This window comes from Larkinella sp. C7, from assembly GCF_006149005.1.
GTDB lineage: Bacteria > Bacteroidota > Bacteroidia > Cytophagales > Spirosomataceae > Larkinella.
In genome coordinates this window covers 90,663-104,993 of sequence record NZ_VBSL01000006.1, presented here as the reverse complement: position 1 = coordinate 104,993, position 14,331 = coordinate 90,663, and the positions used below count along the sequence as shown (strand labels likewise).

The following is a 14,331-nucleotide window of genomic DNA, read 5'->3' as shown; positions in this document are numbered from 1 at the left end:
TTACTCCACAACACGTTATGACCGTTACGCTTGCCATTATCGTCATTACCGGACTCGTTAGCTTTTACGCCTGGCGAAACGAGTCTTTTCTGGACAGTATGATTCTGAACCCGCAAAAAGTGCTCAAACGAGGCCAATGGTACCGGCTTCTGACTTCGGGATTCATTCATGCCGACCTCAGCCACTTGCTGTTCAACATGTTCACGCTGTTTTTTTTCGGAACACTGATCGAGCAGGTTTTCGGTTCCCTATTTGGTCCTTCCGGCCCACTTTACCTGCTGATTTTCTATCTGGTCGCGATTGTAGTGTCCGACATTCCCACACTGATCCGGCAGCGCAATAAATCCAATTACAATTCATTGGGGGCGTCGGGGGGCGTCTCGGCGTTGCTGTTTGGCGCGATTATGTTCCAACCCACCGAAAAAATTTATCTCATGGGCATCATTGGCGTACCCGGTTTTATTTTCGGCGCCCTCTACATGGGTTATTCCTTCTACGAATCCCGGCGCGGGCGCGGCACCATCAACCACGATGCCCACTTATACGGCGCTATTTTCGGAATTTTCGTCGTTGTTCTGCTCTATCCGCCCGTTGTTCCGTATTTTATCCAACAGATTTCGACCTGGAAATTGTTTTGATAGAAAAAAGAAGCTAGACAAGAGACTACAGACTTCGGCTTTTTGTCTTTGCTCTCTTGTCTAGCTTCTCTTGTCTGGTATGTGGCAGCTACTAAATCAACCGTATCCGTGTGAAGACCCGGTTCGCCGGCGGTGGGCCAAGGCGTTTTGGATCGGGGTTTTTGTGGGCCTGTTCCTGCTGGTTTTCCAGCCCTTCGGGTTGAACATCTGGGTAACACCCAATAAAACCCTTAAAATCCTGGGGTTTGGCCTGATTTCGTTTCTGGTGACAGCCGGTCTCAGTCTGCTGCTGCCGGTTTTTCTCCCAAAGCTTTTCACCAACGAACGCTGGACGGTGGGGCGCGAAATTCTCTGGATAACGGCCCACATTACGCTGATCGGGCTGGTCAATTATTTTTACATCAACTGGCTGATTGCCAATCCCATCTACGCAATTCAGTTGTTCGGGATGATCGTCGTCACGTTTCTGATTGGCATCTTTCCCTCGGCGGGGTCTGTGCTGGTCAACTACATTCTTAAGCTCAAAAAATACCAGCAGGCCGCCCGGGAGATACCGGTTCGGGAACACCACGCAGAAATTCCCGGCGCGGAGTCGGCCCAACCTGTTTTGGTGACGCTAACCGCCGAAAACGAAAAGGATACCCTCAGCTTCCCGCCCGCCGACCTGCTCTACATCGAATCCAGTGACAACTACTCGACGGTGATGTATTTGAAAAACAACCAGCCCGTCAAAGCCTTGCTGCGCAGCAGCCTCAGCCGGCTGGAAACGCAGTTTGCCGGGAACGCTGTCCTGGTGCGGTGCCACCGGTCGTTTATCGTCAATCTGGAGAACGTGGAAAAGGTGACGGGCAACGCGCAGGGCTACAAACTCCATTTGCACGACGGTTCTTTTCAAATACCGGTGGCCCGGAAATACAACGATACGCTGGTGGCCCAACTGAAATCGATGGCCTGAGCCTTTGCCAAACGTCCCAGCGGCTTTGTCAAATTCCCCGAAGGTTGCCAAACGCCCCAAAAAACCGCTATACACCCCGCTGATTTGCCCGGTTTGACGGCTCCGCGTAGGTTTGTTTCAACGAATCGAACACATCTAAACGCTTTCGGAGTCATGAATCTCTTGTTAAAACTCATGTTGATTGTCCACATCACGGCGGGTTTTCTGGCCTTGCTGGTGGGCGTTGTTCCTATGGTATCGAAAAAAGGCGGTCGCCTGCACAAACTGACCGGGCTGGTGTTTTACTGGTGCATGGCCGCCGTCTGCCTGACGGCCGTTTACCTGGTTTTCTTCAAACCCAGCACCCTGTTCCTGCTTTTTATCGCGATCCTGAGCTTTTACTTCTGCTTTTCCGGTCGGCGCATTCTGCGGCTGAAAAAATCACAAAACCGGTTGACCCGGACGGATCAGCTTGCCGCGTATGGGGCTTTGGGCGCGTCGCTCGTGATGTTCGGGTTGGGTGTTCAGGCGGTTGTGGGCTGGTTTTCGACGGGCAGTATCTCCACGTTCGGCATGCTCTATTTCTTCTTTGCCGGTCTTCTATTTTCCAATGCCCTCTACGATGTCAGGTTATTCCACAATCCGGAAAAAGCCCGGTACGGCAAGATGGAGTGGTTCTTTGGGCATATCAGCCGCATGTGCGGTTCCTACATTGCCACACTGACGGCTTTTGCGGTGGTCAATACCCGGTATTTGCCCGACCATCATTTCATGATCGACATCGCAGCCTGGGTATTGCCGGGGGTTATTGGGGGAATTCTGATCGGTCGGACGATCCGGTACTACATGCAGAAGTTTAATCCAGACAAAGCAAAGACCGTTGCGGTTTAAATCACCCCGACAGCCGTGTGTATTTATTTGAAAAAGCCTTTGGGATCGGGCATTTTCTCGCGGAGTTCCTGAAGGTAAACGAAGTCAACGGCACCCAGATCCAGTGCGCGGCCTTTGTGCAGGTTCTCCCAGGCTGCGGGATAATCGCCCTTGGAAAAATTGGCCCACGACAACCGCATGAAGGTATTGGCGTTCGTTACGTCGTACTGAAGCGCTTTGTTGAGTACCGAAATGGCGTCTTCGAGCAGTTCGGCATCTTTGTTTTCCTTATACTGCTTGAGCTCTACCGTGGCGAGGTCGGTCATCAGAACGGCATTGCTGTCGGCGACGGCCAGCCCTTTCTTCAGAAGCCGAATCGACTCAGGCATCTTGTTTTGCTGGTAGCTGATAACGCCCAGTCCCCAATACGTATCGGAATTTTTGTCGTCCAGCAGCCAGGCGAGATTAAAGCGGTAGGTAGCGGTATCCAGTTGCCCTTCCGTCAGGTATTCCCAGGCGCGGGTCGAGAAAAACTGGCTCGCTTCCTTCCGGTTGGCAAAACTCTGGTCGCATTCGTTCAAAAACCGTACTTCCCAGTCGATGTGCTTCGCCGATTTTGCCTGTTCTCCAAACAAAGGCGTCACCATGGGGTTAGCTACTGTGTGGCTGGGCTCTTTGGAAACCTCAACAACGGTATCACTCTTACCGGCTTCGACCTTCCGGGCAGAACTTACCAGTGATCCGGTCTGTGCAAAAACGCCCAGAGGCAGGCAAAGCAAAAGACCGAAAAACCGTATTCCTTTTGTCCGATTATTCATGTGACGTTCAACGTACTAACCCCTATAAAACGTAGGGGGATTCAATTTAGTACAAAATATTGAAAAACGGTTACGTCTTCCGGCGACGGGGTGGGCCGTTTTTGGGTTTTCCACTGCGGGCTGCCGGGCTTTTGGGGGCATTTCCGCGCGTCGACGTGCTGCGGGTGGATGCTGTTTTTGTGGATGTGCTTCGGCCTTTGATGGGAATTCCTTTTTTCTCGTGAAAAGCCCCTTTAAACGTTGGATCTTCTTTTTTCCGCTGGTCGTCGATCTCCCGCAAATAATCCTGCTGTTCGTCAAACGGCGTTTCCGTAATCGGCACGGCTTCCGGGATGGGCTCGCGCGGAATCTGCATCCGGATAATCTTCTCAATCTGCCGGATGTGGTACTCTTCCGCCATCGTTACAAATGTGATGGCTTCGCCGGTATGGTTGGCACGGCCCGTCCGCCCGATCCGGTGGACATAATCTTCGTAAATCAGCGGCACATCGAAATTGATGACGTGACTCACCAGGTTGACATCGATGCCCCGCGCCGTCACGTCGGTGGTCACCAGCACCCGGATGTTGCCTTCCTTAAAGGCTTCCATCGAATTGATCCGCGTATTCTGGCCTTTGTTGGCGTGCAGAACGCGAATCCGGTCGTCGGCAATGACTTTCCGGGCCAGGAATTTATAGATGTTGTTGGCGGTTTCTTTGGAGCGCGCAAACACAATTACCCGGCTGGCGGCTTCGAAACTCATGAGATACGCCAGCAAGTCGATTTTGGTTCTGAAATTAGGAACGGCGTAGATTTTCTGCGTCACCATATCGGCAGTCGACGCCTGGGGTGTCACCTCCACCCGCATCGGAAACTCCAGAAATTCGTAAGACAGTTCTTCTACTTTGGGTGGGAAGGTGGCCGAAAACAGCATATTCTGCCGTTTTACCGGGATAACTTCCAGAATTTTCCGAATCTGCGGCATGAACCCCATGTCCATGATTTTGTCGGCTTCGTCCATCACCATTGTCGCCAGTTGCTTCACCACGATCTCGCCCCGCGAATAGAGATCCGAAAACCGCCCCGGTGTGGCCACCAGAATATCGACGCCTTTCTGAACGGCTTCAATCTGCGCTTTCGGACCAATTCCGCCGTAGAGCGCCATATGCCGGATATCGGTGTATTTGGCCAGTTCCGTAATGGCCGCGTCGATTTGCATCGCCAGCTCGCGCGTGGGCGCCAGAATCAACGCCCGGGGATGTTGACCCTGGGCGTATTTAATTTTCATCAGCAGCGGCAACAGGTAAGCTGCGGTTTTGCCGGTGCCGGTCTGCGCAATGCCCAGCACGTCATGCCCCGCCATCGCCAGCGGAATGGCCTGTTGCTGGATGGGGGTGGGTTGCTCATACCCCGCTTCTGCAACCGCCGTCAGCAACTGTTTATTGAGCTTAAAATCTTCGAAGGAAGTGATTTCCATATAGTAAAGATAATCCAGACCGCACGGGCGGTCTAGAAACGATTCAACACCCGCTCAATGCCACTGAGGTAACCGGTTCCAAACAAGTTGAGATGAACCAGCAGGGGATACAAATTGTAAATCGGTATCCGCTCCTGAAAACCGTCTTCCATCGGAAACGCTTCATCGTAGGCATCATAAAACCGTTCATCGAAACCGCCGAACAGCGTCGTAAACGCCAGTTCGGCTTCGCGCAAACCGTAATAAACCGCCGGATCGATGAGGGCTGCGTCGCCCTGTTCGTTCACCATCACGTTGCCCGACCACAAATCACCGTGTAACAAGGCCGGGCGCTCGACCGGTAATAAATCAGGAAGCCGTTGGTATAATTTCTGAAATTTGGTATACAACTCTTTCGAAAGAAGTCCTTTGTAGAGAGCCATACCGGCCTGCGGCTGAAGACGCTGTTCGATGTAAAACGTGATTCCGTTGTCTGTTAATGTGTTGCTTTGCGGCAGCGAACCGATGTAATTATCAAAGTGTAATCCGAATTTGGATTGCGTGTGTGAATGTAACAACGCCAGCGACTGCCCGAATGATTCCCAGTAGTTGGATTTAGGCACGACCGGATCGATGTATTCGAGCACCAGATAGGTCTTGTCGCGGTATTTTCCGTAGCCAATGACTTCGGGAATGTAGATGGCTTCCGTCGACCGGAGCAGGTCCAGCCCGCGTGCTTCCCATTCAAACATGTCGACATTCTCTTCGGGGTTCCATTTCACAAAAAACAGCCCTTCCGACGAAAAAACCTGCGCAGCCGTGTTGACATTACCACCCACCAAAAACCGGGCTTCCAACACCTCGACCGATCGGCCCAGGGTCTGGAAAAATACCCCCTCAAAAAAATCAAACTGTTCTTCTCCCAGCCACATCGCTAGTTACTGTTTCGGTTGTCGTCGTGGTTCACGTTTCGATTTACAGTTTCAAGTTGGTACTTTTGCCAACTTGTTCCCGCGCTATGAATATCCAGATACAACACCTGTATGAATTGGCCCAACGCCCGGAACGCCGGATCGTCGGGCTGATGTCGGGTACTTCGATGGACGGTCTGGACGTGGCCCTTTGCCGTATTAAAGGCTTTGGCCCCCAAACCGACGTGTCGCTCACCCATTTCGAGACCGTTCCGTATACCGACGACCTGAAGGCGGAAATACGGAAAGTTTTTGCCAAAAAAGAAATTGATTTTCAACATCTGTGTCTGCTCAACGCCTGGATTGGGCAATTGCACGGCCAAATGGTGACCGACTGCCTGCGCCACTGGAACCTGACGGCCAGCGATGTCGATTTGGTGGCCAGCCACGGCCAAACGGTTTTTCACGCGCCCAAAAGCCAGCATAAGCTCGATCAATTCCCGAATGCAACACTCCAAATCGGTGACGGTGACCACGTTGCCGTCACCACGGGCATCATAACCCTCAGTGATTTTCGTCAGAAACACATTGCCAAAGGGGGCGAAGGCGCTCCGTTGGCCGTGTATGGCGATTATTTTATTTTTTCAAAGAAAGACGAAAACCGCCTGATGCTCAACATGGGCGGGATTGCCAATTTTACCTATCTGCCGGGAAATCTGGATGCCAACGAAGTCTTTACGACCGATACCGGCCCCGGCAACACGCTCATCGACGCGTTTACCCGGCAGCTTTTCAACAAACCGTACGACGCCAATGGCCAAATTGCCGCCAGCGGAACCGTGAATCAGGATTTAGTACAAATGTTGAAAAAAGATTCGTTTTTCAAGGCGTCCTTTCCAAAAACTACAGGACCGGAAGTATTTAACCCCGATTACGTCGAACAGGCGTTGCAACGCAGCCAGACCAGCAAAGACCTGACGCCCGAAGATCTGATTGCGACCCTGACCCGGTTCAGCGCGGAAACCATTGCCGAAGCGATTCAAACCGTCATCAAACCGGGAGAATCGTATGTCGTTTACCGCAGCGGGGGCGGCATGCACAACCCGGTTCTGACCGGCGCGATTCAGGAATTATTGCCCGACTGCCGCTTCGCCAATACCGACGAACTGGGCATTTCCGGCGACGCCAAAGAGGCCATTCTGTTTGCGGTTTTGGCAAACGAAGCCGTCGCGGGCGGCTTCACGTCATTCGGCAATCGGCAGGGCGTTCCGACGGTGTCGATGGGCAAAGTTTCATTTCCGAATTAAATAGTAAGCGGTTTGTTTTTACTACAAAAATAACAAATGTAAAATGATGAATATTAAATATAAAAGTGTTTCATGAGTACCAGGCCCTTTTACATTCGATATTCATCATTTTACATTGATCATTCTGTTTTTATGATGTTTCATCCTCCTAAAGTAAAGTGACATGAATGACATCATTATCATCGGGGGCGGTATTGTCGGGCTGGCGACGGCCCTGCAAATCAAGCGGCAGCGGCCCGGCCTTTCGGTCACCGTCATCGAGAAAGAAAACCGGCTGGCCGCCCACCAGACCGGCCACAACAGTGGCGTTATTCATTCGGGGCTGTATTACAAACCGGGCAGTCTGAAAGCGACCAACTGCATCCGGGGCTACTGGATGCTGCTCGAATTCTGCGAACAGGAAAATGTTCCGTATGAACTCTGCGGCAAAATCGTCGTGGCGACTAAACCGGAAGAAGTACCCCTTCTGGACAATTTATACCAGCGCGGACAGCAAAACGGTCTGGAAGGGCTCAAAAAGCTGACGCTGTCCGAAATGCACGAAATCGAACCGCACGTTCGGGGCGTCGCGGGCATGTGGGTGCCGCAAACCGGTATTATCGACTACGTGCAGGTGTGCGAAAAATACGCCGAAAAGCTGCGCGAACTGGGGGGAGAAATTCGGCTGGGCGAGAAAGTCACCCAGATCACCCCGGGCAATACGCTCTCGGTGGTGGTGACCGACCGGGCCACCTACGAAACGAAGCTGGTCATCAATTGCGCCGGGCTGTATTCCGACAAAATCGCGCAACTCACCCAACGACAGGAGATTGACGTCCGGATTATCCCTTTCCGGGGCGAATACTTCAAGATCCGGCCCGACAAAGAGTACCTCGTTCGGAACCTGATTTACCCGGTTCCTGATCCGAACTTCCCTTTTCTCGGCGTTCATTTTACGCGCATGGTTCATGGCGGTGTGGAAGCCGGACCGAATGCGGTTCTGGCCTTTCAGCGGGAGGGCTACCGGAAGTCGGACATCAATTTGAAGGAAATGTACGAAACCCTGAGCTGGCCCGGTTTTCAGAAAGTGGCGGCTAAATACTGGGAAACGGGGCTGGGCGAAATGTACCGGTCTTTCTCAAAGTCAGCTTTTACGAAAGCCTTGCAGGAATTGATCCCGGAAATTCAGGAAAACGACCTGATGGAGGGCGGTTCGGGCGTCCGCGCCCAGGCCTGCGACCGAACCGGCGGCTTGCTCGACGACTTTGCAATTCTGGAAACCGACCGGGCGATCCACGTCTGCAATGCGCCTTCTCCGGCGGCAACCTCTTCCTTATCCATCGGGCTGACGGTCTCGGAAAAAGCCTTGGCGCGGTTTTAAAAGACCGGATAATTAGAAAAAGCTTAAAAAGAGAAATAATGCAAAAATCCATTTGTTACCTTCCCCAATTGCTTCGTAACTTGCAGAGCTTTAGCGTTAACCCTAAATAATTTTATTATCCCTAACAAAAAATATGAAAAATTTCCTGCTTGCCATTGCCCTCTTAACCGTAATAACCTCCTGCAAAAGCAAAAAGCGATTAGCTGAATTGCAAACCGTTCATGACAAAGTAAAAATGGAATTGGAAGATTGCGCCAAAAAAACGGCCAGTCTGCAAAGCACCATCGGAACCAAAGACGCGGAACTACTCACCAAAAACGGTCAGATTACCGATTTACAGAGCCAGTTGGATTACCTGAAAAAAACCAACACAAACCTGTTGGACCGGATGGCTGATCTGTCGATTGTTAGCAAAGCGGGTGCCGAAAGCATCCGTCGGTCACTCGAAACACTCTCTAATGTGTCTTCTTCTGCCCAGAGAAGAGATTCCATCAACCTGTTGTTGGTGAAAAACCTGAAACGGTCTCTGTCCGACATCAACGACAGCGATGTTCAGGTGGAAGTAAAAAAAGGCGTTGTATACGTTTCTATCTCGGACAAAATGTTGTTCCCTTCGGCCAGTTACGTGCTGAACAAACAGGCAGAGACGGTATTGGGTAAAGTAGCGCAGGTCATCAACGACCACCGCAACCTGGATGTGCTGGTGGAAGGCCACACGGATGTTTATCCAATCTCGACGCAATTCCTGAAAGACAACTGGGATTTGAGCGTGATGCGGGCAACCTCGGTGGTTCGGACGCTGCAAACCCAGTTTGGCGTAGCACCGTCCCGCTTAACGGCTGGCGGTCGTTCGGAATTTATCCCGAAAGAAGACAACACCACGGAAGCAGGTCGTCAGGCCAATCGCCGGACCGAAATCGTTCTGTTGCCGAAACTGGATGAATTCTTCAACCTGTTGACGGAGCAGAAATAATCTAAAATTAACCACTGAACTGGCCGGCGATCAACTGATTGCCGGCCAGTTTTTTTATACCCCAATCGTATACCCGGTTTCAAACGAACCATGCGGATCAATGTGCTGAATGGCTTCTTTTTCTTCGAATGGCACGGGCGTTCCCTCGCGGTCGGCACAGCCCAGCCAGGGTTCGATGCAGACGAACTTTCCGCCCGGCTTGGCCCAGATACCCAGATACGGAAATGCCGGAAAGCTGACCGTTACGGCCTGATCGTGGTTGCGGCTCCGAATCGTTACGCTGCGGGAAGCCAGGTTTTTAAACACCAGTGCGTCGTCATTGAATAAATCGGCGGTCAGCGGCAACTGCTTGTCGACGGTCAGAACCGGCTCGGTTTCGCCCGTAAAATAGCCTTTGGCCGACAGCATATGGCGTTCCAGCGGTTCTTCGTTCTGAAACTCCAGGTAATAATCCTCGTATTTTTCGTTCGGGAAAAACGGCACCGCAAACGCCGGGTGCGAGCCCACGGAGAAATACATTCGCTTGTCTTCCCGATTGATCACGCGGTAAATAAGCGTCAGCACCTGGTTGTCGATCTGGTATTCGATCTGGAAATCAAATTCATAGGGGTAAACCGCCCGCGTTTTTTCGTTGGATTTCAGGGAGAAACAGGCCTTCGTCGGTGTGGCTTCAACCACCGTGAATTCGGACTGCCGCGTAAAACCGTGCCGCTCCATCGGGTACGGTTTTCCATCGACAATAATCTCGTTGTTCAGGCAGCCGCCCACCACCGGAAATAAATTCGGCGCGTGCCAGCCCCAAACCGCCGGATCGGCCTGCCAGAGGTGTTCAATACCGGTTTGTTTGTTATAAATGGACGTCAGTTCGGCCCCCTGGGAACGGATGCTCACTTTGATAAAGTCGTTTTCGAGTGTTGTCATCGTCGGAATGAATGGTTTCGGCAAGTTCGTGACAAAAATGGGCAGAAAGCCGTAACTTTGGGCAAAATTTTACCGCATGGCTCCACAACGCAACCGGGCGCTGACGTTCATCTTCATTACCATTCTGATTGACTGCACTGGCATTGGCGTAATCGCTCCCATTGTTCCCCGATTGATCGAAGAACTGACCGGCGGAGATCTCAGTGAAGCATCACAATACGGCGGCTGGCTTACGTTCTCGTACGCGATCATGCAATTTGTGTTTTCCCCGATTCTGGGCGGATTGAGCGATCGCTTTGGCCGACGACCGGTTCTGCTGATTTCGCTCTTCGGCCTGGGCCTCGATTATGTCTTTTGTGCCTTCGCGCCCACCATTGCCTGGCTGTTTGTGGCCCGGTTTATTGCCGGTATTTGCGGAGCCAGTTTCACCACGGCATCGGCTTACATTGCCGACGTCAGCCCACCGGAAAAACGGGCGCAGAACTTCGGTTTGGTCGGCGCAGCTTTTGGGTTGGGGTTCATCGTGGGTCCCATCATCGGCGGGGTTTTCAGTCAATACGGCAGCCGGGTTCCCTTCATGATTTCGGCGGGGCTGTCGCTCCTGAATTTTATCTACGGGTATTTCATCCTTCCGGAATCGTTGCCCCAGGAACACCGCCGGACTTTTGAGTGGAAACGGGCCAATCCGATTGGCTCGCTGGCCCGGTTGAAGCGGTATCCCACCATTCTGGGTCTGGTCAGCACGATGGTGCTGCTGTACATTGCCGGTCAGGCGCCCCAATCGACCTGGACGTATTATGTGATCGAAAAATTTCGCTGGAACGAAACGTGGGTAGGCTATTCGCTCGGCTTCATCGGCCTGACGGTGGCCATCGTTCAGGGCGGTTTGATTCGGGTCGCGATTCCGAAACTGGGGCAGCGTAAGGCGGTTTTTACCGGGATGAGCTTCTCCATCCTTGGGTTCACGCTGTTTGCATTTGCCACGCAGGGCTGGATGATGTTTGCGTTTATGATTCCGTATGCACTGGGCGGTTTGGCGGGTCCGGCCGTTCAGGGTCTCATTTCGTCGCAGGTACCGCCCAATGAACAGGGCGAATTGCAGGGTGCGCTGACGAGTCTGGCGAGCATGACTTCCATTGTTGGCCCCTTGCTAATGACGCATTTGTTTGCGTATTTTACCAAACCCGAAGCGCCGGTGTATTTTCCGGGAGCGCCCTTTCTCATGGGCGCAGTGTTGACGCTCATCAGCGTCTTTTTAGTGGCAAAGGCCTTGGGAGCTGATCCAGTACTGGTACCCAAAACGGAAGAATCGACTTCCGGGCTTTAATACCTATGCAATACCGTACGATTTATGACATCGCAGCCCAAGGCTACGAAGAGTGGTTGTGGGCGTATATTTCCGCCGGATTCGTTGCCGCCACGCTGATCGTTTTTATTTTTTTCCGTTCCTGGAAACACCGGAAGATACTCCTTTTTGTCACCTGCGGCCTCTCTGTGGTAACTTTCGGAATACCTTTCTGGGATTATAACCACCTGAAGAGCAAATTGGAAGCACCAGACTGCCTGAAAGCCGAGGGCATTGTAACCGGTTACTGGGAGAAAATCTGGCGGGATAAAGATGCCAGCAACAAGTGGCAGAATTATCATTATGAAAGCTTTATGGTCAATAACGTAAAATTTGGCTATTACATCCGGGGGGGAGGCAGTGCGGCCGGTTTTCAAAATAATGATTCGATTCGGATTCCTATTCGCAACGGGATGTACATGCGGGTTCACTACTACGATGAACCCGTTATTACCGATGGAACGGTTAATAACCGGATTCTGAAACTGGAAGTCGCCCCCTAGCTCACCGATTCCCCCTCATCCGTGCGCCTGCCCCGGATACAACCCGGGGCTATCTATAGGCATTCCTTTCAGGCTTGTTGTGACGGCGGTTGCGTTTTACATCGCTTTCGGTACGTAGAAGTACCTGTTTTTAAGATTCCGTAAATTCCCTCTAAAAAAAAGCCGCTCCATCTGCCACCTTTGTAGCGTCGAAAGACACAGCAACAACAACTACTGAACAACAAGAACAACAACACGTACTAATGGAAAAGCAAGCCTGGGCAGAATCGTGGGAAGATTCGAATACCCGCTTCCACCGTCCGGACGTTCACCCGTACGTACTGAAACACCTGACGCCCTTTGCGTTGATGGAAAAGTCGATTTTTGTGCCGCTCTGCGGCCGGTCGCTCGACCTGGTGTACTTCAGTCAATTTGCGGAACGCGTCGTGGGTGTGGAGCAGGTCGAGGAGGTAATCCTGCAGTTTTTTGCGGAAAACCAGCTTGCGTATGAAAAAGTCGGGGAGCGGTATATCTCGAACAATCTGACCATCTTTTGCAAAGATCTGTTCGCCTTAACGCCCGAAGAAGTCGGTGAGATTGACCTCGTTTACGACCGGGCTTCGTTGGTTGCGTTACCGCTTCCCCTGCGGGTTGAGTACCTGCAAAAAATGGAAACACTGACCGCTCCGGGAACGGAGTATTTTCTGAACACGCTGGAATATGCGCCGGCCCTAAACACGGCACCTTTCAGCATTGCTCCGGAAGAGGTCTACGGGTATTTTCCGAATTACGTCATCAAGCACGTTGAAAGCCCGGAAGTGTCCCACCACCGCCTGATGCGGAAATTCAATCTGCATTTTCTGCGGGAACACGGTTTTATGATGCGGAAGCTCCACAACGCGTCGTATGCATCACTCCATGAATCGGCCAGCCGCCGTTTCTACGAGTTTTCGTAACGGATTGTCTTACTTTTTCCTGACCGGTTTTTGGGCTGTATAGCCCTTTTTCCCATGAAACCAGTGGGTGGCCTGACCAGTCAGCCACAGGTAATAATCAGAGTCCAGATCGGATTCGATGCCGACAAATTTGCCATCGCCGTTCAGTGGTAATTCGCCTTCTTTTCGGGTTTTGAAAATCGCCGTTCCTTCGTCCACTTCGTCGAACATCGCGACGTATAAGCTTTGTGCTCCGGCCTGCTTCGCTCCGGCCACCTGACTCCACAGAAAATCACCTTTCAGCCGTGGAATCTGGTTATAAACACTCGGGCTATTTTTCAAATTTCCCCAACTGAAACCGGGAAACACCAGCGGCACGTAATCGACTTTATTGGTTTGGCACCAGGCCACATCACCCGCCAGTGTATGGCCCGAAACCGTCGCGTATGTCGCCGGATTATACCGCCCCACCGCCCACGGCATGATAATATCGGCACTTTTGATCAGCGGATGAAGCAGTTCAGACGGCTCGGTATCCTTCGTCATCGTTCGCCAGTAATACGGTACACCCAGCAAAACCGATGTTTTTTTGGTGGGACCTTTTACCTTTTCCACCAGACCCTGAATATCGGCGACGGTATACCGCCGGTTATCGTTAAAACCCACGCCCCAGATGGCCAGCAGCGGTTTTCCATTGTGCCGCAGATACGTCGGATTCTCCTGGTTGTTAAACAGTGCAAAAAGTTGCTGCAACTCGTTCCAGTCATTCACCAAAATGTCCATGTCGGCCGACGTCGAGCCGCTGAGGTCATACATGATGCAGAGTGCGCGCTGGTGTTTTTTTGCCGATTTCAGCGCATTCGCCAACACTTTATTGAAATGCCGTTTGCCTTTCTCAGACTTGATTTCGGACAAAAACCGCTGCATGAACACACCGTCGATGCCGTAGTCCTTCATCCATTTGAAATGCAGATCGACACTGGTTTCATCGTAGGGACTATAAACCGCTGCGCTTTCGCCATTGGCGTATTGAAAAGCGGTTTTGTAGGTATTGGGGTACTCTTTTACGTCCGGCCAAAAATCAATCGACGCATAGCCCGGCTCGAATTTCCCCCGTTTCTGATAATGATGCCAGCCCCGGTCAGACGCATCGCCCTGGGCGGCAAACCAGCCCTGATAACCCGCCATCACCAAACCGTTGTAACTTGTATAGAGACAGCCGGTTTCGTCATATTTGACTTCAGCAGGCTGGCTGTTTGCCTCAAAACCAAATAGAATGGCCACAAAAATCCCGGCCAGGAAAAAGCGTTTTTTCATGGTATTAAAGTAAAATCGAGTGTATTAGTTTACTTAGGTCGCGTGCGGTTTAGAGCATCATCCGGTCGGGTTTTGAAAGGGCAAT

At 51.8% G+C, this 14,331-nt stretch carries 13 protein-coding genes and 1 pseudogene; 9 read left to right on the top strand and 5 right to left on the bottom strand.

From position 1 onward, the window contains the following. Positions 1 to 17 precede the first annotated feature (17 nt). The 3 genes from FH871_RS16680 to FH871_RS16670 all read left to right on the top strand — a co-directional run bounded on the left by FH871_RS16680 (position 18) and on the right by FH871_RS16670 (position 2,463). On the top strand, positions 18 to 638 hold the full coding sequence (locus FH871_RS16680) for a rhomboid family intramembrane serine protease (protein ID WP_138992558.1): 621 nt from the start codon (positions 18 to 20) through the stop codon (positions 636 to 638). 79 nt (positions 639 to 717) lie between these two features. Continuing rightward, positions 718 to 1,593, top strand: coding sequence for a LytTR family DNA-binding domain-containing protein (locus FH871_RS16675; RefSeq protein ID WP_138992557.1), 876 nt, complete (start codon positions 718 to 720; stop codon positions 1,591 to 1,593). 153 nt (positions 1,594 to 1,746) lie between these two features. Next, a complete protein-coding gene (locus FH871_RS16670) occupies positions 1,747 to 2,463 on the top strand; it encodes a DUF2306 domain-containing protein (RefSeq protein WP_138992556.1) in 717 nt (238 codons plus the stop codon). A 23-nt stretch (positions 2,464 to 2,486) separates the two neighbouring features. On the opposite strand, the gene FH871_RS16665 is transcribed toward FH871_RS16670, so the two are convergent. From FH871_RS16665 to FH871_RS16655, 3 genes are all read right to left on the bottom strand, one after another. Further along, the gene (locus tag FH871_RS16665) at positions 2,487 to 3,089 is read right to left on the bottom strand and encodes a M48 family metallopeptidase (protein ID WP_229317345.1); all 603 of its coding nucleotides are present in this window, start codon (positions 3,087 to 3,089) and stop codon (positions 2,487 to 2,489) included. A gap of 241 nt (positions 3,090 to 3,330) precedes the next feature. Then, positions 3,331 to 4,716, bottom strand: coding sequence for a DEAD/DEAH box helicase (locus FH871_RS16660; RefSeq protein WP_138992554.1), 1,386 nt, complete (start codon positions 4,714 to 4,716; stop codon positions 3,331 to 3,333). A gap of 32 nt (positions 4,717 to 4,748) precedes the next feature. Beyond that, positions 4,749 to 5,627 (bottom strand): fructosamine kinase family protein, encoded by an 879-nt coding sequence (locus FH871_RS16655; protein WP_138992553.1) that lies wholly within the window; start codon positions 5,625 to 5,627, stop codon positions 4,749 to 4,751. A gap of 86 nt (positions 5,628 to 5,713) precedes the next feature. Here FH871_RS16655 and FH871_RS16650 point away from each other — a divergent pair, with 86 nt between their 5' ends. The 3 genes from FH871_RS16650 to FH871_RS16640 all read left to right on the top strand — a co-directional run bounded on the left by FH871_RS16650 (position 5,714) and on the right by FH871_RS16640 (position 9,246). Continuing rightward, a complete protein-coding gene (locus tag FH871_RS16650) occupies positions 5,714 to 6,913 on the top strand; it encodes an anhydro-N-acetylmuramic acid kinase (protein WP_138992552.1) in 1,200 nt (399 codons plus the stop codon). 163 nt (positions 6,914 to 7,076) lie between these two features. Beyond that, a complete protein-coding gene (lhgO, locus tag FH871_RS16645; protein ID WP_138992551.1) occupies positions 7,077 to 8,273 on the top strand; it encodes an L-2-hydroxyglutarate oxidase in 1,197 nt (398 codons plus the stop codon). 133 nt (positions 8,274 to 8,406) lie between these two features. Beyond that, the gene (locus FH871_RS16640) at positions 8,407 to 9,246 is read left to right on the top strand and encodes an OmpA family protein (RefSeq protein WP_138992550.1); all 840 of its coding nucleotides are present in this window, start codon (positions 8,407 to 8,409) and stop codon (positions 9,244 to 9,246) included. Positions 9,247 to 9,300: 54 nt separating this feature from the next. Here the strand turns inward: FH871_RS16640 and FH871_RS16635 are convergent, their stop codons facing one another. Beyond that, positions 9,301 to 10,167, bottom strand: a complete 867-nt coding sequence (locus FH871_RS16635; RefSeq protein WP_138992549.1) for an aldose 1-epimerase family protein — start codon at positions 10,165 to 10,167, stop codon at positions 9,301 to 9,303. 70 nt (positions 10,168 to 10,237) lie between these two features. Between FH871_RS16635 and FH871_RS16630 the strand changes: the two are divergent. The 3 genes and pseudogenes from FH871_RS16630 to FH871_RS16620 all read left to right on the top strand — a co-directional run. Then, a pseudogene (locus FH871_RS16630) lies at positions 10,238 to 11,494 on the top strand (TCR/Tet family MFS transporter); the annotation flags it as partial. A 5-nt stretch (positions 11,495 to 11,499) separates the two neighbouring features. Further along, on the top strand, positions 11,500 to 12,015 hold the full coding sequence (locus FH871_RS16625) for a hypothetical protein (protein WP_138992547.1): 516 nt from the start codon (positions 11,500 to 11,502) through the stop codon (positions 12,013 to 12,015). Between the two features lie 242 nt (positions 12,016 to 12,257). Further along, positions 12,258 to 12,950, top strand: a complete 693-nt coding sequence (locus tag FH871_RS16620) for a thiopurine S-methyltransferase (protein ID WP_138992546.1) — start codon at positions 12,258 to 12,260, stop codon at positions 12,948 to 12,950. A 9-nt stretch (positions 12,951 to 12,959) separates the two neighbouring features. On the opposite strand, the gene FH871_RS16615 is transcribed toward FH871_RS16620, so the two are convergent. Next, positions 12,960 to 14,246 carry a glycoside hydrolase family 71/99-like protein gene (locus tag FH871_RS16615; protein WP_138992545.1) on the bottom strand — a complete coding sequence of 429 codons (1,287 nt, stop codon included), beginning with the start codon at positions 14,244 to 14,246 and terminating at the stop codon, positions 12,960 to 12,962. Between the last annotated feature and the right edge of the window lie 85 nt (positions 14,247 to 14,331).